We start from the raw sequence: 19,711 nt of genomic DNA, 5'->3' as shown, positions 1-19,711 counted from the left end.
ATGGAAATGGCAGGCGGGCTAAACCAGCCCGAGCGCATAGGGGTAATACTGATCGTAAATGCTGCAGTCGATGAGGCCAACCCTGCCACTGATAGCCCACGGTTTGAACGCAGCAGCCTCACTGGACGAAATAATCCGGCTGGAATAGACCACAGCTGAGGACGCCTTCCAGACGCCACCAGAAATACCCGCGCTTGAGCAGTTCATGTTCAGGTAGCCTCCGTACTGGGGGTTCGATGGGTCCTGTGGAATATAAATTCCTGAAGTGATGCCGGGCGTGACTGCCATGGGGCCTGCCGACGTTACATCCCCCGCCAGAAGTCGCATGTTCAGTGGCAGGCAGTTGCTGTGCCACACCATGGCGCCGTCCCGGTACAGGAAAAAACCATGCGTCGGGATGTTAACCAGATAGTTTGAGAAGATGTACATCCGGCAGCCCGTCTGCGTCATGCCGCCCGTCTGCACGAACGAGAAGCCGTAATTCCCCCCTGCGTTGTACTGCGACGAATAGAACGAGGTCGGCATTCTTGCCGTATCTCCATCCCTCGCTCTAATGAACGTCACGATCTTGTTGCTTAGCGGTATGGATGTTGCAATGTTCTGGCTTCCGGGCGGAACATCAATCACACTCACCAGGCAAAACGGGGTGAAGTCAGGCGCAAGTTTGATTGTCCGGTTACCGTTGCTGTCGTAGGAATAGAGAGAGAACCCGTAATAATCCGACTCCCGCCCCGCATTGGGCGAGGCGAAAACTGCCAGCCGGATCGGCGTGGCCACGTTCCACGAAACCGTATTCCCTGAAATGTTTATCTGATACGGATTAGTGGTCGGCATTACCTGCACCACCGACTCGATAATTAGCGCCGCCTGATAGGTGCATCCCACCGGGTAGCTTTTGCTACCCGTGCCGGAAATATCCAGAACATCCATAACGTAGTTAACTGCCATTGAGTTTATGGCATCAAACGAAGTCCCCTGTATAAATGTCTGCATTACAGCCTCTGCCCCATCACTGCCGCCGGGCGTCCGTACTGGTCATAAGAAACGAGCCGGTTATTGTCGAGCGTGAATCGACCCTGTCCTGCGTTAGCGCCATTGATCTGCACTGCTCCTGTCCTGAAGTTGATAGACATACCCGTCTGTGCTGGCACGAAATTAACTGAATCGATCGTCTCGGCCAGTTTGGCGCGCGTAATGGTTGCATCCCCAATGAGCGTCTCCCGAATAATCACCTGCCCGTTCTGGATAACAAACGGCAGCGTCACCGTACTACCTGCGGTGGTGGTAACGGCGAACCGGTCAGCCAGGAAGACGATCTGCGACTGCATTCCTGACGGTGAGTTCTGAACGCCGATCCCCATGCCTGCAGCGTAATACTGTCCGTTGCTGGCAACACCGACCTTGATGTTAAACATCGCATTGATGTTGCCGTTGAGGTCAGCAGTAGCCTGGGCATTTTGCGTGATCGCCGCCGTCTGCCCGTTCATTGTCACGGTCATGGAGTTAATGCGCTGCGCAGATACCTGCGAGAAATCCGCGAGCGTTCTGGCAAGGTCTGTGACGTTAGACGTTCCGCCGCCTGCCGCCGCGTCCAGCGTTTTCAGTGACTCGCTGACCGCCCGGCTGGCATCCGCCATCACGTTATCAACGCGCTGGATCCCCGCCTTGCTGTCGCCATACTGCACGCTCATGCGCTGCTGCAGGTTGACGTTCGCCAGGGTGCTCTGAATCAGCGCGATCGCCGTGTTCTGTACGCCGCCGCTGGCAGAGTCCGTTTTGCCGGCGATCTCTTCGAACCGGGAAGCGGTGGAGCTGTCCAGCGTGGTGACCACCTGGTCGAGCTCGGTGATCGCCGCGGTGTTCTGCGCGCTTTCCTCTGCTGCAGCACCAGCTGCTTCAGCTGCCGCATCGGCTTTATCAGAAGCGGTTTTGGTGGCTGCTGTCAGTTGGGTAACCGCCGTCGCCCGCGCCTCCTCCTCGGTGGCCAGTGCCTGGCGCACTTCGGTAATACCCGCCGCGTTCTGCTCCGTTGACGCCTCAAGGCGCGTAACGTCAGTAACCCTGGCCTCCGTCTCAGTGGCGATCACCTCGCGCAGCTGCTCGAACTGCGCGGTGCTTGCTCCCTGCTGGGCAGACTGACGGAACACAACCTCTGCGATCGCCAGCGCATTCTGGATAACGCCTTCGGCGGTTTCCCGGGTCGCCCCAACGGCCGCCGCCAGCTGGTCAGCGTTTTCGGCTATCGTGGCGGCCATGTCCGCAACGGTCTGGCTCGCCTCCACGGCGTTCTCGATCAGGTCTTTGAAAAGCTCAGTATCTTTGATCTGCTCCAGGATGGCGTCGGTGATGTCAGAGACATCGATGCTCGCCTGCCCGCGCACCCAGTCGGTGTAACCTGACTCATTACCGGTTCGGTCCACCAGCTGCGCGCGGTACCAGAAAATTTGCCCTGCCTTCAGGCCCATCTGCTGATACTTACGTGCCGGGTATGGCACGTCGGCCAGCAGCATGGCATCGTCCTCTGAGCCGGTAACGCTGTACTGAATCTCCGTCTTCAGCGTGTCACCAGTGTTTTCAGAGAACCCCCAGTTAAGCTCGATGCCAAACACCACGTTATCCGATGCGGTGAGGCCCACCGGCTTCGGCGGATTACCGACCTTACCCGTCAGCACCACCTCATCCGAGAAGCTCCAGACGCTCGATGCGTCCATTGCATTGATGGCGCGCACGCGAACCAGGTAGCGCCCGGCGTAGATCCCCGGCACCTCAAAGCCCTGAGTGGAGGTGCGTGGCATGCTGACCCAGTTACCTGAGTCTTTTCTCCACTCTGCCTCATACGCGATCGCCCCGGCGACAGAATCCCACGCCACGCGCATCGTGGTGACGGCGATCCCCTGGCTGACCTGCGAATAGCTGTCGATTGTGACATTGTCCGGCGGTGCCTGGACACCCGGCGGAATGACGCTGATCGGACGCTCATCAAGGCGGGCACCGTGATCCACGGCAAAATAAAGATCCGGGTTGTACGTTGTACCGCTGACCGCCCAGGTGCCGTCGTTATTGTCGGTGACACCCGTCACGCGAAACAGCGCCATATACAGGTCGTCTGCTTCTACGGCCCAGTTACTCTCCGCTTCCGGCGTCTCGCTCCAGGGCGTGGTTACCGTGACTGTATCGCCGTTAACAGCCTGAACCGTACGCGCCTGCGCCTGGCCGGAAGGCAGATTAACGAACAAGCGATCGCCGGGCTTAACGTCTGCCACGCGGTCGAGCTTAACGTTGCGCCCGCTCACAGCGCTGATGCGGCCACCAATGATCCGCCCGGCCAGCTCGTTGGCGGCCACACCAATCACCTTGCCTACCGGTGGCACGTCGAGACCGGTGGCGAACGTCACCACCTCACCCGCGCCGTTCGTCAGCAATATCCAGCGCCCGTGGCGGTTGGCCTCTGACTGCCGATCGCACCCGATAGCTGTCAGTTCAATCTGCCGGTAGTCGTAACGCATTGCCAGATCGTTGTCGTAAACGGGTTCGGGCGTGGATTTGTAGTGGTTTTTGGGATCGTCCCAGTTAACCAGCGCTGTGGTGTAGCGCGTCGTTTCGCTGGGGTCTGAAAAGGTAAATTTTCCGTCCACCACATTAGCGTGGTTGTAGATGTGCCAGGTGTCGTCCGGCATATCCGCCAGGACATACATGCGGTCGTCGCCCCAGTACGTCATGCCCCGGAACCGCGCCGCCAGATCGCGCAGCACGGTCCAGGCCTCGGCGCGGTCCTGAATGTACACGTTACAGCGGTGGCGTGGTTCCATCCCGCCCCTGCCATCCGGTATCAGCTGATCGCAGTACTGCGCGATGCGGTAGAGCTCCCAGCGGTCGAGCTGTTCGGTACCAATGCGCTGACCCAGGCCAAAGCGCTCGCTCAGGACAATATCGTAAAAAATCCAGGCGGGGTTGTCGGTCCATGCCCATTTGAACGTGCCGGTCCATGTCCCGCTGTAGGTGCGGGTCTCCGGATCGTAAGTATCCGGTACGCGGATGATCCGCCCGCGCGGGCTGCACACCACCTGAGGAATGCCGTTCGGGAACTGCCGGGCATCAAATTCAACGTACAGCAGTGCGGTGTGAGGGTAACGAAGCTTGGCATCGATGATCTCAGTTACCGCCTGCACTTTCATCGTGTCGACGATGTTGATGCTTGTGGCGTCCGGAGTGACCCGACGCACGCGCAGCTGCCAGCCGGTAGTGGCCTTCGGCAAGTTTATGCGGTGGCTTCGCTCGTAGAGAGTCGTCACCTTGTCGTCCACAACGCCGTTAATCACCGTCTCGTATGCGCCGCCATCAACAGACAGATCGATGGCGTACTCCACACGGGTACCGACCTTATCGCCATTATCCTTCTGCCACAGCAGCGTCGCCCAGCCAACGCGGACCCGCACCGCTGACAACTGCGTGTTCGAAATGGCACGAACGTAGGGAACGGCATATTTCAGCTCATACTCAAGCCGCAGCTCATTTTCAACGCCGGGAAATCCCTGAATGTAAGGCTGATCCTGTACGCCGGACCGGAACTCCCAGACCACACCGGGGAAGTTCTCTGAGCCATCGGCATTCTGCAGCGGTGTATAAGAGGTTCCGTCACCAAAAAAAATCGTCTGGCCCGTCAGCCCGCCGGCAAACTCCCCCTCACCCAGGGCAATCAGCATTTTGGCGCGGGCGATCGACTGGGCGCTGTCCGGAGACTCAACCGGGGTATGCCCCTTTTTGCTGCCGCTCTTGCGGCCTTTGATTTTGGTGGTCATATTGCGCCCATAAAAAAAGCCGCTCAGAGGCGGCCGTAGTAGAAAGAGATAAGTTACTGCTGGTCTTCGGTGTAGATGCCCGCTGATATGATGGCTCCGCCGATATCGCGCTGACCGTACAGCAGCGGTACCGGATTCCCTGCAGCTGTGGTGTTCACCGGCCCGCCGAAGGCATAGGAGGGTTTGTTATCCGGATCCTCACGCGAGCGCAACCCGGATACCTGCGGGGACAGCATCTGCACCACGCCGCCGACGGCCATAGATCCGGCAGCAGCATACAGTGCGCCCTGCGTGGCGGCCGTCCACCCGATAGGGTTCCACCAGGCGAAGGCAGCGATCGCAGCAGCGGCCACTATCTGGAATACGCCCGCGCGCTTGCTGCCCCGGATAACAGGGATAATGCGCAGCTCATTACCGCCACTGCACATCCCGAACTCATCCTCACCGATATTGCGGCGGTTGCGGAAGATGACAAAATCAAGTCCCAGCGCCCGCGCCTCACGCAGCCATGCATCAAAGCCGTCAATGGTTGCGGAAAGCGCCCGGAATACCTCCCTCGAAGAGTCGAGCACCCGGTAATGCGTTCGCCCGAAGCGCTGCGCCATCGAGCCGCTGAGTTTGATCACGGTGCAGTTCTCCATTACATCAGCTCCTGGTGACGCACAATTTTGATGGTACGGTCGAGGTAATAGCCGCCATAGGGTACCCGCTGGCTCAGCTGGCCGTACATGTGGTGCAGCAGCATGTTTCCCTCCAGCAGCACACCGGCATGGTTTGGCACAGGTGACTGAACCTGCATGATCACCACATCACCCGGGCGCGGCGGCCCGCTGAACTCCCGGAAGCCGCACTCGTGCCAGTTATCCATATACAGGTTCTCGCCCTGCTCCCACCAGTGGCGCTCCACGCTGTAATTGGGCAGTGTGATGCCGTGCTCTGTACGGAAATAATCCATCAGCAGAGACCAGCAGTCGGCGTGGCCCAGAACGAACTGCCTGCCGGTCAGCGGGCGATCGCCACGGGGCATGATGGTGCGGATATCACCTTCTGGCCATGACGCGATCACCCAGGGCACCTCGGTGGCATCACACATCAGCATATCGAGCTCGCTGGGCTGTGTGGTTGCGCCGTCGCCGGGGTGGCTGTGAACCACCGCCACCACCGTGCCCTGGTCCTCTGCTGCGGCATATTCCTCCGGCGCGATCTCGAACTGCTCGCCGGGCTCGGCAGCGCGGTTCTCACACGGGATGTATTTTTCAACCCGGCCCTTCTGGATAACCAGGCCGCAGCACTCAGAGGGGAACGCTGATTCAGCGTGCTCCATGATGGCGCTGATAGTTTTACTGCGCATGGTTAACTCCTCAGAAGGGACGCCCCCGGCATCCCGCCATAATCAAGCTCCTCGTTTTCACCGAAGCGCGGCTTACAGCCGGTCGAGAGCAGTCCGGAACACACATCCAGCGCAGGATCATCCACCCGATTGCCGTCTTTATCGAACCAGCCGTTTTGCCCGGCGTAGGTGCAGCCATTACCGGTTTTGTACCAGCCCCGCATGCACCAGGTGCACAGCGGCTGGATCTGCCGCGTCGGGATCTGCTGGCCGCGCAGCTCGGCGGGGCTGGACAGCTCAAACTCCACCGTTTCGTCATCACCGCCGGATTTGCGATCCACATAGAAGACCTGCCTGCGCTCCTCCAGTGGGTCGGCATCCGGGTTGCCCTGCGAAAAATTGCGGGCATCCAGATAGTGGGCAAAGGTGTCATGAATGATGACTTTCGCCCGGGCCATGCCCTGGAACCGGCGGCACAGCGCGCCGATGGTCCCTTTGATGTTTGCCACGGTCAGTTTTGGCCTGGCGCTCTGCCCGTCGCTGCTGAAGGCAAGCCCCTCTAGCTGGAACGGCCAGGCGCTGTACTCCAGACCCTGCCACCAGAGCGATTTCGGATCGAGGCGGTCTTCATCGCCACCCGCTGCGGCAAGCTCGGCCTCTGTATGAGGAATGTTCTCGTTGTGAAAGCGCAGGATCCCCGCGCCGAACGCCGAGCCGTCCACCTCCAGCAGCCTGACCTTCTCGCCGGGCTCCAGCTTCTGTACGTCAGATGTAATACTCATGGGTGAAACGCCTGTGTGAAGGTGGTGCTGAGGGTGTAGAGACCAGCACCATGGGTGACAATGTTGATGGATTCGGATCGGTAAAGCCCCATGGACTCAAGCGGAGGTTTCCACTGGAAAGACTTCCACCCTGCATGCCGTTCGAGAAAGGTTTTTATCTCCAGGATATAAGCCTCCTTTCCGGTAAAGCTGACACTCCACTGCGGTGTCCTGGGGTTGATGCCGTCGCCGGACACCTGGGCATATCCGTCCCCGAACTGCGCCTTGCGGGTCCGGAAGCTGGTATCGCCTTGCGCGCCAACGCGCGGGCACCAGGTAAAGGTTTCAGTGGCCAAGGTTAAACTCCTTTGATTGCCCGCCAGAGAGGCGTGCCGGGGCGGCTGACTTCATCGTTGACCGTACGCACAATCGCATCCGTCAGCTGGCGGCCAGCGGCGCTGGCAATGCCCTGACTGGCTGGCTGCTGCGTCTGGGAATTGAAGTTGATATCGCCGATGTTGATGGACATTCCGCCGCCCTGACCCTGGCCTAAATCCACCGCCCGGACTCCAAGCGAGCCATTAGCAGTGCGAGTCAGCGGCATGATTGCCTCTGGTCCGGCCTCGCCCATGACGCCCGCGCCTTTAGCAAATGCGAAGAACGTCGGCGTATCGACAATGCTGTTGCTGTATGCGCTAAGCGAAGGCGAGTCGTAAAATCCGCCTTTAGCGTTGAATGTGAGTGCGCCAGCAGCTGCGGAATAAGCTCCCGACGGCGTTGCACCAGCCGCAGCCGCGGCACCACCACCCAATGCCCCCGCCACGCTACCTACCAGAGAGCCCAGCAGCCCCGACGAGCCACCCAGCGTACTGACCGCTGCCATCTGCAGGCTGACCTTCGCGATCATCTCCAGAGCGGACAGCCCCCACTCTTTCCAGTCCGCTTTTCCACGAACGAGCATAGAGGCTACGTTATCCAGCGCGCTGTCCATGGTTGAGGTAATTCCTTGCGAAACTGTGCCCGCGATATTGCTGACATTATCCATCCAGTCAGCAAGACCAGCGCTTACACCGGCCCGCCAGTCCAGTTCGCTGGCTTTAGCCTGTTGATATTTTTTATCAAGCGCATCGAGCGCTGAAGCGCGAGCGGCAACAGCCTCTGCGCCTTTATCCGTTTTATCAAAGACTCGCTCTACTTCCTGTCGTTCACGGTACTGATCCTGATCACGACTCCCCATCCCTGACGTCGCGACATTCAGGCTTGTTTCATCCTGATATCGGCGCGCTGCGTCTTTGAGATCCTTAAGCGCATCGGTCATCTCACGTTGTTTACGAACTGCCTCGTCGGCTTTTTGCGACCACTGGGCTAGGGCCACTGCCCCGGCTTCGATGGATTTACGCTGCTCTTCACTCCATTTAGTTCCGTTCTCATGCGATGCCGCGTACAGTTCTGCAGCCTTTTCGCCTTGAGTAGCGCGAACCTTTTGCACTTCGGTAGCAACACTAAGATCGGCCATTTTTCGGCTAAACTGCTCGGCTGTCTGAGTAGCTTCTCGCGCCGCCTTGTTCTGCGCATTTGTTGCCGCCGTTTCGTCTTTTTTCGCCTGCGCAGAAGCATCATCTTTTCGAGCGGCCTGATCCTTGTTGTAGATATATTGGGTGTAAAGAGCACCTGTAAGCTTAAGGTCTTGAGCTTCGTAAACATGCTGTTGATGAAGTTTTTCAAGGCCTGACAGGCTAGCGAGTTCATTATCACGACGGGCTTTCTCTACCGCTGTTGCCTGCTGAGGGGTAGCGTTCGCAGTGGAAATAACCGGACCGGCATATGAAGCGGGGCGATTAGTTGGAGTTACACCCATACTCCGGTTAAGAAGATCATACGCCCCTTTAAGAGTGGCTATTGCCCCTGCTTCCTGGATAGCTTTTTGTACTGCCTGCTCGCTAGCACTATTAAACAGCGTCTGCGTTTGTTGCAGTTTAGAAACAGATTGCTCGCGCTGGAACTGAAGTTTATTTAGCTGGTCTGTAAGGGAAATATTCTTTTCAGTAATGGCCGCCTGATCCATGAATGTATTAATCCATGTCATGGTAGGACTTTCATTATAGTTTTGCTGTATCTGCGCTAATCCAGCAAGGCTGTCTTTTACCTTTGCTATCTGAGTGTCGAGATCAGCAATATCTTTTTTCTGGGCATCAATTGAAGAACGGGCGTCAGCTGCTGTGGAACGTAAGCCTAATGAGGACATTTCCTTCAGGCGAGAATTAATTTCTTCTAAATTACTGGCGAAACCTACAGCTTCTTTATGTACCTGCTCGGTGTGCTGGTACAGTCCATACATAGCAGCACCAGAGGCAAGAATCACTCCAGGCCACCCACCCAGCAGGTTGAGAACGCCACCTCCTAGCCTCGACATTACAGATGCGGTTTCAGTTAAGCGACTTGAAGCAGAAGTACGAGCTGAAATGGCAGTATTTAGTTGCGCTTGCGCAGCAATAAGTTGGCGCTCCGCAACTATTTGCGCATCAATACTCGCCGCCGCAGAGCGTGCCTGCTGAGCTCTGTAAACGGTCTGTCGTGCAGTAGCCACACTTATTTGCGTGCCACGTAACTGTGCCTCTGCCAGCGCCACCTCTGCTGTGGTATTTGCCACAACAGAAGCGGTAGCAGTAGTAACGCTGGAAACCATGTTTCCAAAATAACGCGCAACACCCAAGCCAACTAGGGTGCCAGTGACATTTGCCACGGTATCGATATTGCCAGCTAAACCATCCAGTACACCTGAAAGAGTTGAAGATGCGCCCACCGCCTGGTTTGCTCCACCCACCCATGCCATGAATGCGTTTTCAACCTTTTGAGCTGATCCGCTGATACTTGCTGGCAACGAATCAAATTCTTTACGCAACTGTGACACATTGGTAAGCAGAGGAACAATTTTGTCGGTCGTTAGCTCACCATTGTTAGCCATATTACGTAAGCCACCAATAGAGGTATTAAGACCGTCGGCGAGAAATTTAGCGAGGCGACCGCCGCTTTCCATAATGGCGTTAAACTCTTCACCTCTTAGAACTCCAGAACCGAGTGCTTGGCTTAGCTGCGTAATAACAGAACTGGCCTCTTCTGTGCTAGCGCCTGAGAGCTTTAAAGAGGTAGCGACTGTTTCAGTTACCTTGGCTACATCTGAAGATGCATAACCTGCGTCTCGCAGAGATTGGGCGACACGGCTGTAAAGATTAGCGTTTGCTTCAAAGGATGTGCCAGTACGCTGGCTTATAGACATAAGGGTCTGTTGAGCTGTTGAGAAATCATCTGCAGACGATGACGCCAGGCGTAAGCGACCGTTCAGTTGATTCCAGGTATCTGCATAATGAATTAGCTGGCTCGTAGCAAAAGCGCCAGCAAACGCTCCTGCCATTCCTGCTGCTGTAGAGCGAACCGAGGCTAATTCAGCATTAAGATCACTTAAAGAACGTTGAGTTTCTCGGGTGGCTACTGCAGCCTTTCTCCCGCCCTGCTCCATCGTTTTGTAATAGTCAGATCCCATGCGGGATGCGCGGGAAATCTCAGATTGAAAAGATTGAGAGTTAGCTGAGATCTTTATAATCAGTTCGCGCAGCGTAGCCATAATTCACCCAATAAAAAACCCCGCTGGAGCGGGGTTTGTAGTGGTTAATATATCATTAAAGAAGCCCGGCTTTTTTCCTTGCTTCCTCTAAATATTCTTCATCGGATTTTTCATTGTTTACTAAATGATTATTTCCGCTAATGTCGCTGCCACAGTGCTTGCACTTTACAGCTTCGTTACGTACTAATTCAGCACAAAAAGGACACTTTTTCATCCCATCATCTATCATCTCCTGCTCAATCACTTTAGTGTCTTTTTTAATAACCAGAGAATGAACTAAGGCGATGACAAATAATAGAAAACCATAAAACCACCATGCTGCAAATGAGCGCCCCTTACTATGAGCGATCAGAGCAGGAATTACCCCCAGTACGGCGGCAGCTAGAAAAAACTCCATATCACATTCCTTATCTTTAACTATCAGGCTTAATCCTAATATCATCGATATGAAATGTCACTTCATGTTCAGCCAGCCAATGCAGCAAAGAACCCCTCCAGCCCGGCACTGCTCTCTTCATGTTCAGGCACATTCCACTGAAGGATCACATCATCCATGCTTACCTTAGCGCCCTGCGAGTTGAGCACGGCAGCGGAAATCTGCGCTGCCTGAATATCGCCGCGCCGATCGCTGATGGGATTGATACGGTCAAACTCGATCCACATACGCAGCTCCCTGGCAGTCAGGGTTTGCTTCAGCTCATCAAGCGTGCGCCCCAGGCGGAGCGCCAGCGTCATTAGGAAGAACGTGCCGGGCTGGCTTACGGCTTTTCCACCTCAGCCGCCGAAGTAGTCAGATCAAGCGCCTGTTTGAGAAGACGGGAGTGCACCGGGCCATAGAACTGCTCGACCTGCGCCTTATCCTCTTCGCTGAAGACCTGCGTGCCATCTTCCTCAAGCAGCACGTCAATAAACAGCACCACGTCTGCGCTCTTGTTACGCAGCGCGCGTTCTGCTGCTGTCAGCTCTTTTGGTTCGCCTTCTTCCTGCTTCGGATTAAGTACCTGCTGCCATTCCAGCCAGGCCTGCGCTGAGGGCTCACGCAGTTTTACCGTGGCGTTTTTCCACTCCGGAACGGTGACGGTTTTGGTACGGAAGCCTGCCATCGGCGCCAGCGCGAGCGAGCGAAGTGAATTCTGTGAAACCTTATTGGCCATTTCATTGTTCTCGTTTCGTTTTCAGGAAAAGCGGCTTTCGCCGCTGTTATTAACCCGCAGAGGGTGCAGGCACGATCGCGACGGGCTTGCCTTTGATGCGCAGCGTAAACGATGCCGTCACCACCCCGGCGGTACCCAGACTCCAGCTGTTCTGACGCACTTCTGCCAGAAACGCGTAACCGTTGCCGGACGGGAAGATCACCTGAAACGCATGCAGTGCGTCGGTATCGTAAGCGGTGCGCAGCGTGTTCTGCCCCTCTTCTTCTGATGACCAGTTACCGGAAACCGTCATTTCACCCGGTGCGGCCAGTCCGTTCGTCATCTCCTGCTCGGTGGAGCAAAGGGTTGTGGTGTCGATGTCTGACTTCTGGCCGCCGGTATAGCTCAGCTCTTTGGTAGAGCAGTTAATAGATTGCCAAGTTGCGCCAGCGGGATTGGCTGAGGTAGCCGGCTCGGAGGAAACGTTGATTTTCGTTCCCTGTGTTTTTTCGTACTTAGAGGACATGGTGATCTCCGGATATAAAAAAGCCGCCCGGAGGCGGCAGAGTTAATGTGACGTGTGGAGTTATTGCCAGATCTGAACTTCAAGCGTGGCCCTGTAAAGTCCGGTGTCAGGCTCGTAGCCGTTGATTTCGTTCAGCCCTACAGGGTGCAGATCGGCTAAAGCAGCTTTAACCTGATTACGCAGCGCCCGGGCTTCATCAATCGACGAAGCCCAGGCGTCAACCTGAACCGTGATTGCTGTTTCTGCCGGTCCGCAGAAAACATCCTCCCCGGCAGAGGAAGGCAGCAGGTAAATAACCCACGGTGCAGAGGTTCCCTGCGGCGCCATGTACGGAAAGACTTTGCCCCCTGCCAGCGCACTGAGGTGTGGATAGATATCGGCTTCGGTCATTTCGCCAGTACCTCATCGATAGCCTGATTCATTCGCGACATCGCCGCCTGGGTGGCTTCTTCCTGCCGAGTGTCAAACGCTGGACGCACAAAGGGGTGTGCTGGCATATTCGATGTCCCGAGCTCGACAAACCGCCAGTAAAAAGCGTTGCGACGGTTGTTAGCTTTCATGGTGTTATCGCTGTTGCCAGTATTCGGGTTGACGCCCCGAATATGTACACCGGAAGTGATTTCGCCGCGACGGCGTCCCTTCTGGGTTACCACCACTACGTTTTTTTTCATCTTTCCGGTTCTGACTGGCGCGAGATTCTCTACTTCTTCTTTCAGAACCTGAGCGCCCGCCCGGGTGGCGTCACGCAAAACTTTGTTATTTTCTGCCCGGCTTAGCGTTTCCAGATCCTTAGCAATGTCAGCCAGGCCGGAGAAATCAAGACTCGTTGAAATCACTGCTTCACCCCCTTCTCACACAGTAACTCCAGGCGGGTACCGTTCTCGGCAGAGATAGCCGATTTGATGTCGTATATCTCGCCGCTACCGGTTGGCGGCAGGTGAACGGCACGCCAGCCCGCAGATACGGGAATGGACGGATAGCGCCGCATCCAGATCCGAGTAGTCGTGCTGCTTATCTCAGCGCCGCCATCTATCATCTCTCGCCCGGATACGTCCGCCACCTCAGCGCGGACAGAAGTTACATCCACCCAGCCAGTGGCAGGCTGTCCGGAAGGTAATCTTCCTGATGCTGGCTTTTGTAACGTAACCCGGTGTCGCAGTCTTCCCGCTCTCATACGCCATATATCCGGTAGGGTTGAAGAAGCGCTTCAGTGGAGAACGCAAGCGCAGAAGTTACGTTACCTACGTTTACAGCTTCACGGTTTGCGTACCAGTGACCGATAAGCAGCAGCATAGCCATTTCGATGTCTTCGCCATAAAGCAACCGATCAGGGTCAGCGAGATAGCCAGGATCATCGGCAGTGTCATAAAGCCGACGGCGGGTCCATGTTTCGACGTACCGCGCCGCAGCTTTGATACTGGTGTCGATCCAGTTATCGTCTTCCGTGAAATCCTGCTCAATGTTGCAGTGGCGCTTAACCTGCTCTTTGGTCAGCATGCCCACTCCTTATTTGGTCTTGTTCCCTTTCGGCTTTTGGTCTTTATCAGGATCCGGCTTTTTCTCGCCAGGCTCCTGAGCGTAACCGCTGGCCAGAAGGTCGCGACCGTGTTGCTCCAGCGTCTCAAACTCAGTGCCCTCGGTCAGTACGCTGCCTTCAAAGTAGATTGGCTTGATAGCGATCAGCTTCATGGCTGTCTCCTTTAAGGAAAAAGAAAAGCGGCCCATAGGCCGCCGTTAAGGTTTACGCACCGCCGCCAGCAGCAGGCGCGGTGAAGGAACCGTAGATAAACGCTTCCGGACGTTTCACGGCCAGCGCCAGGCGTTCTTCGCAACGAATCGAGATCATGTTCTTCTCGAAGTCGTCGGCGTTCTCGGTGGAGATAACCACGTTGGCGTCTTCACGGTCGAACAGTTGCGCCGCAGCGTTAAACGCACCGGTCAGGAATTTACCCTGGAAGGCGGCGGCCTCGGTGGCCACCACCGGCAAGCCCCACAGAGTCGGACCGGTCAGGGCCGCCGGGTTCGCCAGAATGTAGCGGCCCAGGGTGTCTTTGGTGAGCTCAATCTTCGCCCAGTCAACGAAGTGAAGGACGTGGCCGGAAGCCGGGAAGCGCGCCAGCTGAGCCTGCAGCATTGCGAGACGCAAATCGTCGATGCCGTTCTGCTGTTCGACGGTGAACTCAGCGTCGTACGCCGAGGCCTGAGGCACGATGCCTTTCAGATGCGCGCCGGTGCCGTCGCCGAACAGGATTTCCTGCTCTTCTACATACTTCAGGCCGTAACGCATTTCTGCATCGATGGTCGACTGGAGCTGCGCGAAATCGTCCAGGATTTGCTTGGATGCTTTAAACATGTGCGCGATGGTGGTCACCGGAGTGATCTGCGTGGCGAACTGGATATCGCTGTACGGCTTGGCGGTGCCTTCAGGCACAACCTTCGCCGCATTAGTGAAGCCAGTCTGCTGTACCCAGAAGATGGCCGGTGCAGAAGTACGGCCCGGCGCAATCAGATCCCGGATGAAGAGGCGCTGCTTCGGCGCGGTATCAATACCCGGCAGGCGCTGCGGCTCAACCACACCGGTTGCCACGTCAGTGGAGATCAGCGCAGCATTTACAGGAACGCTGACGCGCTTCCCGCCTTCAACGCTTGCCGCGAACGCTTTGAGCGCTTCACTGCTGATAACGGTCTGGCCAACGGTCTCGATAATTTTTGCAGCACTGGCCAGCGGCATCTGCGCTACCTGCTGCTCAATTTCACCCACTGAAGATTTCAGCAACTTCAGTGCATCGTTCAGCGCATTATGTTCAGTGGCAATTTTATCTACCGCCTCTTTGGTCTGCGCAGAAAGCTGTCCAGAGTTTTTAGCCTCCCTCAGCGCGTCCTCGGCTTTCTGGCTGAAAGTGCTGGAAACTTCTTCCAGCTTCGCGGAGACTTTTTTCAGTAATTCGTTAACTTCAGACATGGTCTTTCCTTATTGGCCGAACGCCGCCAGGGCGTCTTCAAGTTGTTTGAGATTGTCAGGGTTGATTTCTTCGGTAGCGCCCGGCGTACCTTCAGAGGTGGCAACAGCGCCTGGCTTGCTGCCGGATAAGGCTTTAAGGAGCTTTCGACGCTCAGAGCGCGGCGTATCGGTTTTGGCCAGCAGCGCATCAAGCTTGCGCAGCGCCGCCGCCGGGCTGTCGTCGTCATCAGCAATTTCATCAGCGGAAAGAAGGCTGTCAGCAAAGCCCTTCGCTACTGCGTCGCTGCCGCCAATATAGGTTTCGCCGTCCATCATCTTTTCGACGGTTTCGGCATCAAGACCGCTGCGGGCCTGGTAGATATCGCTCATTGCTTTATCAAACGGCTCCATGTCAGCGGCGATCTGCGCAAGGTCATGACGGTTACCCATCGCATAGACCCAGCAGTTGTGAATCATCAGGAACGCGCCGCGCCCGATCTGTATATCGTCACCGGCCATCGCGATAACCGACGCGGCAGATGCTGCTAGGCCCAGCACTTTTACAGTGACTTTGCCGTCATACTCGCGCAGCAGGTTGTAAATCGCCAGGCCCTCGAACATGTCGCCGCCGGGGCTGTTGATGTTAACCGTCACGTCAGCGCCGCCGAGCGAGCGCAGCGCACCTGCAATGCGGCTGGCCGTTACGCCTTCTCCCCAGTAATCAGCGCCGATCACGTCGAAGATAGAAATGCTGTTGTCTCCGTCCCGGGCGGCGCGGATGCCGCCGTTCCAGCGCTCCATCGCTGCAGCTGGCAGATCAGGTTTTTCGCGCGCAAACGGTCGCCCCTCCGGCGCCGCCGGAAGGCTTTTGATTGTCATGGATGCTCCTAAGCCGCTTTTTTTAGCGGTGACTGTTCAAACGGGATGTCGGGGAATACGTGGTTATGGACCTGCTGCAGCGCAAATGCCTGCGCGGCCTGGCTGTTTTGCTTCAGTTCTTCGAGCGGCGTCAGGTTGAGCTGCACCGTATAAATATCGCCACCTTCGATAGGTGGCATATTCTCCAGGCGGCGCACATCGTTGCGGGACATCCAGCCGTTCTGCAGCGCACTGGTGTAGTAAGCAGCGCGGCCAGCGCTGTCAGCGCGCAGCAACCCTTCGACTGAGAACTCGGCAAAGAGGTCCTCTTCACCGTTCAGCAGGCAGCGGGAAATCTCCTGCTCGATGTTCACCAGCAGCGGGCGCAGGGTATGCGTCAGGAACTGGAGGTTCATTCCCTCCAGGCTCGACGCCCAGCTGCTCTGTTTCGAGGTGTGACCAACCATAAACGGCGGCACGCGGAACCAGCGGCAGATCTCCTCAATACTGAAGGATCGCGATTCAAGCATCTGTGCCGCCTCGGGGTTCATGGTGACGTTCTGGTATTTCAGCCCGCCCTCAAGAACCATAATTTTCCCGGCATTCCGGGAGCCAGTAAAGGCCTGCATATAGCCGCGAAGCCGCTCGCGCTGTTCGTCATTGAGCGCTTGATCCGCTGAAAGAAAACCAGAGCTTTGCAGGCCATTCTCGAAAATCTTGGCGGCTGACTCTTCGACGGCCATCGCCGCGCCGATTACGTCCCGGCCCGTCATCATTGGCATCATGCCGCAGACGCCATCAAGCCCGAATCCGCGTATATGCATCAAATTTTTTTCAGGGATAACGCGCTCTTTACCGCCCTCGGTATAGGTGTACTCCAGCCGCCTGTTATCCAGCCGCTTCACCACCATGTTCTGGGGGAGCAGCGGCACCAGCGATACCAGTTTGCTACCGATAAAGAGCTTCTCGACGAACGCATTACCACGGAGGCAGATACTGGCCACCACCATCAGCATGAACCGGGATGGCGTCATTTCAAGGTTGGGTCGGCGGCACAGAACCTGATAAACCGGATGATCCTGCGCCAGCTTGCGCGAGCCGTCAGCCTGTCGGATGTAGATCTTGACAGGTAATGTAGAAACCGACTCGCTCAGGAGCCGGACGCAGGACCAGACCGCTGATAGCCGTATCGCTTTATCTGCCGTCACCGCTTTGCCGCTGCTGCTCGTTCCGTACCACTCCTGCCAGAAAGTCCCGGTGGTCAGGCTGATGGGGACGCCCAGCCAGTTGAGCAAGGCGCTTTTCACCTTTCCCGGCTGCCCCGGCTGCTTATTTTTCTTCATCAGAAACCTACCATAATGGGGTTATCAAAGAAGCCACTCAGATCCTGCTGGTCGTTGCCACCGTTAACCAACAGTCGGCTCATTGCGGTAAACAGTGCCGCCGGGCCGTCAATCTTGGCTTCTGGTGTCGATTTATTGGGGAAGATATTGTCATTACGATCGGGCCTTACCGTCACGTTCGACATCATCCAGTTCATCACCGGGTGGTTGCTGTGATGGAACCGCCCGCCATACACCAGCGCCTCGACTTCCTTCATGGCCTCAGAGAAGTTGCGGACTGTCTGAGGCACCTCCACCAGCGGCAAACCTTCTTCGGCAAGTGCCAGGCTGAACTGCGTGGCGCTCCATGGGTCGAAGCCGATTTCCTTCAGGCTTTCACCAGCCACCCAGGCCTGTAGCTCTTCCTTGATCTGGGCGTGGTCTATCACATCCCCGTCGGTCAGGATAAGCTTGTCCAGCTCCTCCCATTTACGGTAGAGCTCAGCCATCTGTCGGGAGCACTTCTCAAGCCGCCCCTCAGGCAGCCAGAATTTGAAGTCAGCGTGAACATGGCCATCAGGAGAGCGCCAGGCTTTTACGGCAGCGCAGATGTCAATTTTGTTCGACAGGTCAACGCCCACCCAGAGCGGATAGGTTTTCAGCTCATGAGCTGGCGCGACAGGCTCACATTTTTCCCACTTCAGCATATCCATCCAGGAAGACTCCGCAGTAACCCAGATATTCATGTGCTTGGTGAAAAAGTTAACCCGCGCGGACACCTGCTCTTTGGCTTTATTTGCGAGCCGCCGCAGATCATCCCAGCGCTTACAAATCCCCAGCCCAGGGTTGGCCTTCTGCCAGACCGTTTCATCGAACGGATCGTCGCCTTCGTCCAGGGTGTAGATGATGGCAAAGAATGTGTCGTCCTTAACCGCACCCTCGACATCACTGTTGAAATCGCGCAATACCTTGATGGCGTAATCGCGCAGCTCGTAGCAGATGCCTTCTTTGTTGAAGCCTGCGGTGGTGATGCCGAACAGCAGCGACTGCAGGCGCGCGCCGGTCGCCGTCTCCAGAACGTCCCAGACATCACGGGTTTTGTGAGCATGCAACTCATCGACAATGCCGCAGTGAATGTTCAGGCCGTCAAGGTTGTTCGCGTCGCTGGAAAGCGGCTCGAATTTTGACGCGCTTTGCTCCTGATAAATCGCCAGCTTGTTGTACTCGAACAGACGGCCCAGCGTCGCTTTCGCTTTCTTCACCATGTTTTTGGCATCTTCGAAAACAATGCGTGCCTGATCGCGGGTAGTAGCCGCAGAGTAAACCTCAGCGCCACCCTCGCCATCTGCGCCAGCCATGTAAAGGCCGACACCGGAAGACAGCGTAGACTTGGCGTTTTTACGCGCCACCTCGTTGTAGGCGGTGCGGAACCGGCGCACCATCACCGGACGGCCGCTGCCATCGTTTCGCAGCACTACTTCACCGGATTCCTCATTCACCAGCGGAATGACGAACCCGTAGATGTTGATGAGAATGAACACATGCCAGTCCATAAGGTCAATGGGCTGCCCGGCCTGCGCACCTTTCACGTGGGGGATGAACTTATAAAAATTCAGAATGTGTTGCGCCCGCGGCTCGCTGAAGAAGATCCCACGCGCCTCGCCGTTTTTCAGATCACTCAGAAAACGCTGGCAGGCCATCCGCACAAACTCACAGGCGATAACCTCCCCTGCCACTACGCGCTCGGCGTAGCGGATACCATCGACAACCTTAGCCATTAATCCCTCGCTTTCATAAATTCTGCCAGCGGATCAACCGCGTCCGGCGTTTTGGCGCTTACCTTAGAGCGGCTGGCGGGCGTCATGCCAAATTCTGCAAGCATGGCGCGCAGCCTTTTCCAGGCATCTGCTTTCATTATTGCGGCAGGATGCGCCTTAATCAGCACATCACCCGTCTGCGTTTCAGTTCGATACGTATAACCCTCGATCTCCAGCGTGTCGCAGTGGTGCCGGTACTCGGTATATGCCTCAACCAGCAATTCGAGCGCCCGGCCGTCCAGCTGAGAGATGACACCGACGGCATCCAGCTCCTCAGCCATGCGCTTAAACCAGTACTTCGCCTGCTTGTCGAAATGCTTAGGAGTTGGGGGTACCCCTGCGGGCGGTTGCGGCTCATCTTTATTGATCGGGCGTTTTGATGGGTTACCCCTCACCAAACGTAGATGGGTCGGGGTTTTCGGTGGTCCTGACATAATCGAAAACTCCTATTAATCATCGAGTGGGGGACCCCATAAAAAAGTTTTCTAACCTGCGGCGATGCGAGAAAGGGTTAGGCGGCGGTCCTCAGGCGGCAAGGCCCTGAACTTTCGACCCGCCCTCCCTGTTGATGAGAATCGATATCATTCATCCTGAAATGATTG

21 protein-coding genes are annotated in these 19,711 nt (G+C 56.4%); all 21 read right to left on the bottom strand.

Features of this window, described 5'->3' with window-relative positions; translation table 11 throughout:
* Positions 1-18: 18 nt before the first annotated feature.
* The 21 genes from WFN61_RS04325 to WFN61_RS04225 all read right to left on the bottom strand — a co-directional run bounded on the left by WFN61_RS04325 (position 19) and on the right by WFN61_RS04225 (position 19,543).
* A complete protein-coding gene (locus WFN61_RS04325; RefSeq protein ID WP_337037868.1) occupies positions 19-993 on the bottom strand; it encodes a hypothetical protein in 975 nt (324 codons plus the stop codon).
* A complete protein-coding gene (locus WFN61_RS04320; protein ID WP_337037865.1) occupies positions 993-4,799 on the bottom strand; it encodes a phage tail protein in 3,807 nt (1,268 codons plus the stop codon). Before WFN61_RS04320 ends, WFN61_RS04325 begins: the two co-directional genes overlap by 1 nt.
* Positions 4,800-4,852: 53 nt before the next feature.
* Positions 4,853-5,440 carry a tail assembly protein gene (locus tag WFN61_RS04315; protein WP_337037864.1) on the bottom strand — a complete coding sequence of 196 codons (588 nt, stop codon included), beginning with the start codon at positions 5,438-5,440 and terminating at the stop codon, positions 4,853-4,855.
* Positions 5,440-6,150 (bottom strand): C40 family peptidase, encoded by a 711-nt coding sequence (locus WFN61_RS04310; RefSeq protein ID WP_337037862.1) that lies wholly within the window; start codon positions 6,148-6,150, stop codon positions 5,440-5,442. Before WFN61_RS04310 ends, WFN61_RS04315 begins: the two co-directional genes overlap by 1 nt.
* Before the next feature lie 2 nt (positions 6,151-6,152).
* Positions 6,153-6,911 (bottom strand): phage minor tail protein L, encoded by a 759-nt coding sequence (locus WFN61_RS04305; protein WP_337037861.1) that lies wholly within the window; start codon positions 6,909-6,911, stop codon positions 6,153-6,155.
* Complete coding sequence (locus WFN61_RS04300; protein ID WP_337037859.1) at positions 6,908-7,246, bottom strand: phage tail protein; 339 nt, start codon at positions 7,244-7,246, stop codon at positions 6,908-6,910. The genes WFN61_RS04305 and WFN61_RS04300 overlap by 4 nt, the downstream gene beginning before the upstream one ends.
* A 2-nt stretch (positions 7,247-7,248) precedes the next feature.
* On the bottom strand, positions 7,249-10,512 hold the full coding sequence (locus WFN61_RS04295) for a phage tail tape measure protein (protein ID WP_337037857.1): 3,264 nt from the start codon (positions 10,510-10,512) through the stop codon (positions 7,249-7,251).
* Between the two features lie 55 nt (positions 10,513-10,567).
* Positions 10,568-10,909 carry a zinc ribbon domain-containing protein gene (locus WFN61_RS04290; protein ID WP_337037854.1) on the bottom strand — a complete coding sequence of 114 codons (342 nt, stop codon included), beginning with the start codon at positions 10,907-10,909 and terminating at the stop codon, positions 10,568-10,570.
* A gap of 68 nt (positions 10,910-10,977) precedes the next feature.
* Positions 10,978-11,247 (bottom strand): phage tail assembly protein T, encoded by a 270-nt coding sequence (locus tag WFN61_RS04285; protein ID WP_337037852.1) that lies wholly within the window; start codon positions 11,245-11,247, stop codon positions 10,978-10,980.
* A 23-nt stretch (positions 11,248-11,270) separates the two neighbouring features.
* Positions 11,271-11,666, bottom strand: coding sequence for a phage tail assembly chaperone (locus tag WFN61_RS04280; RefSeq protein ID WP_337037851.1), 396 nt, complete (start codon positions 11,664-11,666; stop codon positions 11,271-11,273).
* Between the two features lie 49 nt (positions 11,667-11,715).
* A complete protein-coding gene (locus WFN61_RS04275) occupies positions 11,716-12,171 on the bottom strand; it encodes a phage tail tube protein (RefSeq protein WP_144817378.1) in 456 nt (151 codons plus the stop codon).
* Positions 12,172-12,231: 60 nt separating this feature from the next.
* On the bottom strand, positions 12,232-12,561 hold the full coding sequence (locus WFN61_RS04270) for a DUF3168 domain-containing protein (RefSeq protein ID WP_337037849.1): 330 nt from the start codon (positions 12,559-12,561) through the stop codon (positions 12,232-12,234).
* Positions 12,558-13,007, bottom strand: a complete 450-nt coding sequence (locus tag WFN61_RS04265; protein WP_337037847.1) for an HK97-gp10 family putative phage morphogenesis protein — start codon at positions 13,005-13,007, stop codon at positions 12,558-12,560. The genes WFN61_RS04270 and WFN61_RS04265 overlap by 4 nt, the downstream gene beginning before the upstream one ends.
* Entirely contained in the window at positions 13,004-13,345 is a 342-nt protein-coding gene (locus WFN61_RS04260) for a phage head closure protein (protein WP_337037845.1), read from the bottom strand. Before WFN61_RS04260 ends, WFN61_RS04265 begins: the two co-directional genes overlap by 4 nt.
* Positions 13,342-13,668 (bottom strand): head-tail connector protein, encoded by a 327-nt coding sequence (locus WFN61_RS04255; protein ID WP_337037842.1) that lies wholly within the window; start codon positions 13,666-13,668, stop codon positions 13,342-13,344. Before WFN61_RS04255 ends, WFN61_RS04260 begins: the two co-directional genes overlap by 4 nt.
* Before the next feature lie 9 nt (positions 13,669-13,677).
* The gene (locus WFN61_RS04250) at positions 13,678-13,860 is read right to left on the bottom strand and encodes a DUF7210 family protein (RefSeq protein WP_337037840.1); all 183 of its coding nucleotides are present in this window, start codon (positions 13,858-13,860) and stop codon (positions 13,678-13,680) included.
* 52 nt (positions 13,861-13,912) lie between these two features.
* Positions 13,913-15,133 (bottom strand): phage major capsid protein, encoded by a 1,221-nt coding sequence (locus tag WFN61_RS04245; RefSeq protein ID WP_337037839.1) that lies wholly within the window; start codon positions 15,131-15,133, stop codon positions 13,913-13,915.
* Between the two features lie 9 nt (positions 15,134-15,142).
* Complete coding sequence (locus tag WFN61_RS04240) at positions 15,143-15,991, bottom strand: head maturation protease, ClpP-related (protein ID WP_337037835.1); 849 nt, start codon at positions 15,989-15,991, stop codon at positions 15,143-15,145.
* Positions 15,992-15,999: 8 nt separating this feature from the next.
* Positions 16,000-17,313 (bottom strand): phage portal protein, encoded by a 1,314-nt coding sequence (locus tag WFN61_RS04235; protein ID WP_337037832.1) that lies wholly within the window; start codon positions 17,311-17,313, stop codon positions 16,000-16,002.
* Positions 17,313-19,070 (bottom strand): terminase large subunit, encoded by a 1,758-nt coding sequence (locus tag WFN61_RS04230; protein ID WP_337037829.1) that lies wholly within the window; start codon positions 19,068-19,070, stop codon positions 17,313-17,315. Before WFN61_RS04230 ends, WFN61_RS04235 begins: the two co-directional genes overlap by 1 nt.
* Positions 19,070-19,543, bottom strand: coding sequence for a phage terminase small subunit P27 family (locus WFN61_RS04225; protein ID WP_337037828.1), 474 nt, complete (start codon positions 19,541-19,543; stop codon positions 19,070-19,072). Before WFN61_RS04225 ends, WFN61_RS04230 begins: the two co-directional genes overlap by 1 nt.
* Positions 19,544-19,711 lie beyond the last annotated feature (168 nt).

It is taken from the genome of Pseudescherichia sp. AS216 (assembly GCF_037152055.1).
Taxonomy (GTDB): Bacteria; Pseudomonadota; Gammaproteobacteria; order Enterobacterales; family Enterobacteriaceae; genus Pseudescherichia.
Note: the sequence above shows the minus strand (reverse complement) of the source record. Positions and strands in the feature narration are given on the sequence as shown.

Coding starts and splice junctions, on each gene's coding strand:
- WFN61_RS04325 (WP_337037868.1), bottom strand. CDS start 993: ATGCAGACATTTATACAGGGGACTTCGTTTGATGCCATAAACTCAATG.
- WFN61_RS04320 (WP_337037865.1), bottom strand. CDS start 4,799: ATGACCACCAAAATCAAAGGCCGCAAGAGCGGCAGCAAAAAGGGGCAT.
- WFN61_RS04315 (WP_337037864.1), bottom strand. CDS start 5,440: ATGGAGAACTGCACCGTGATCAAACTCAGCGGCTCGATGGCGCAGCGC.
- WFN61_RS04310 (WP_337037862.1), bottom strand. CDS start 6,150: ATGCGCAGTAAAACTATCAGCGCCATCATGGAGCACGCTGAATCAGCG.
- WFN61_RS04305 (WP_337037861.1), bottom strand. CDS start 6,911: ATGAGTATTACATCTGACGTACAGAAGCTGGAGCCCGGCGAGAAGGTC.
- WFN61_RS04295 (WP_337037857.1), bottom strand. CDS start 10,512: ATGGCTACGCTGCGCGAACTGATTATAAAGATCTCAGCTAACTCTCAA.
- WFN61_RS04290 (WP_337037854.1), bottom strand. CDS start 10,909: ATGGAGTTTTTTCTAGCTGCCGCCGTACTGGGGGTAATTCCTGCTCTG.
- WFN61_RS04285 (WP_337037852.1), bottom strand. CDS start 11,247: ATGACGCTGGCGCTCCGCCTGGGGCGCACGCTTGATGAGCTGAAGCAA.
- WFN61_RS04280 (WP_337037851.1), bottom strand. CDS start 11,666: ATGGCCAATAAGGTTTCACAGAATTCACTTCGCTCGCTCGCGCTGGCG.
- WFN61_RS04275 (WP_144817378.1), bottom strand. CDS start 12,171: ATGTCCTCTAAGTACGAAAAAACACAGGGAACGAAAATCAACGTTTCC.
- WFN61_RS04270 (WP_337037849.1), bottom strand. CDS start 12,561: ATGACCGAAGCCGATATCTATCCACACCTCAGTGCGCTGGCAGGGGGC.
- WFN61_RS04260 (WP_337037845.1), bottom strand. CDS start 13,345: ATGAGAGCGGGAAGACTGCGACACCGGGTTACGTTACAAAAGCCAGCA.
- WFN61_RS04255 (WP_337037842.1), bottom strand. CDS start 13,668: ATGCTGACCAAAGAGCAGGTTAAGCGCCACTGCAACATTGAGCAGGAT.
- WFN61_RS04250 (WP_337037840.1), bottom strand. CDS start 13,860: ATGAAGCTGATCGCTATCAAGCCAATCTACTTTGAAGGCAGCGTACTG.
- WFN61_RS04245 (WP_337037839.1), bottom strand. CDS start 15,133: ATGTCTGAAGTTAACGAATTACTGAAAAAAGTCTCCGCGAAGCTGGAA.
- WFN61_RS04240 (WP_337037835.1), bottom strand. CDS start 15,991: ATGACAATCAAAAGCCTTCCGGCGGCGCCGGAGGGGCGACCGTTTGCG.
- WFN61_RS04235 (WP_337037832.1), bottom strand. CDS start 17,313: ATGAAGAAAAATAAGCAGCCGGGGCAGCCGGGAAAGGTGAAAAGCGCC.
- WFN61_RS04230 (WP_337037829.1), bottom strand. CDS start 19,070: ATGGCTAAGGTTGTCGATGGTATCCGCTACGCCGAGCGCGTAGTGGCA.
- WFN61_RS04225 (WP_337037828.1), bottom strand. CDS start 19,543: ATGTCAGGACCACCGAAAACCCCGACCCATCTACGTTTGGTGAGGGGT.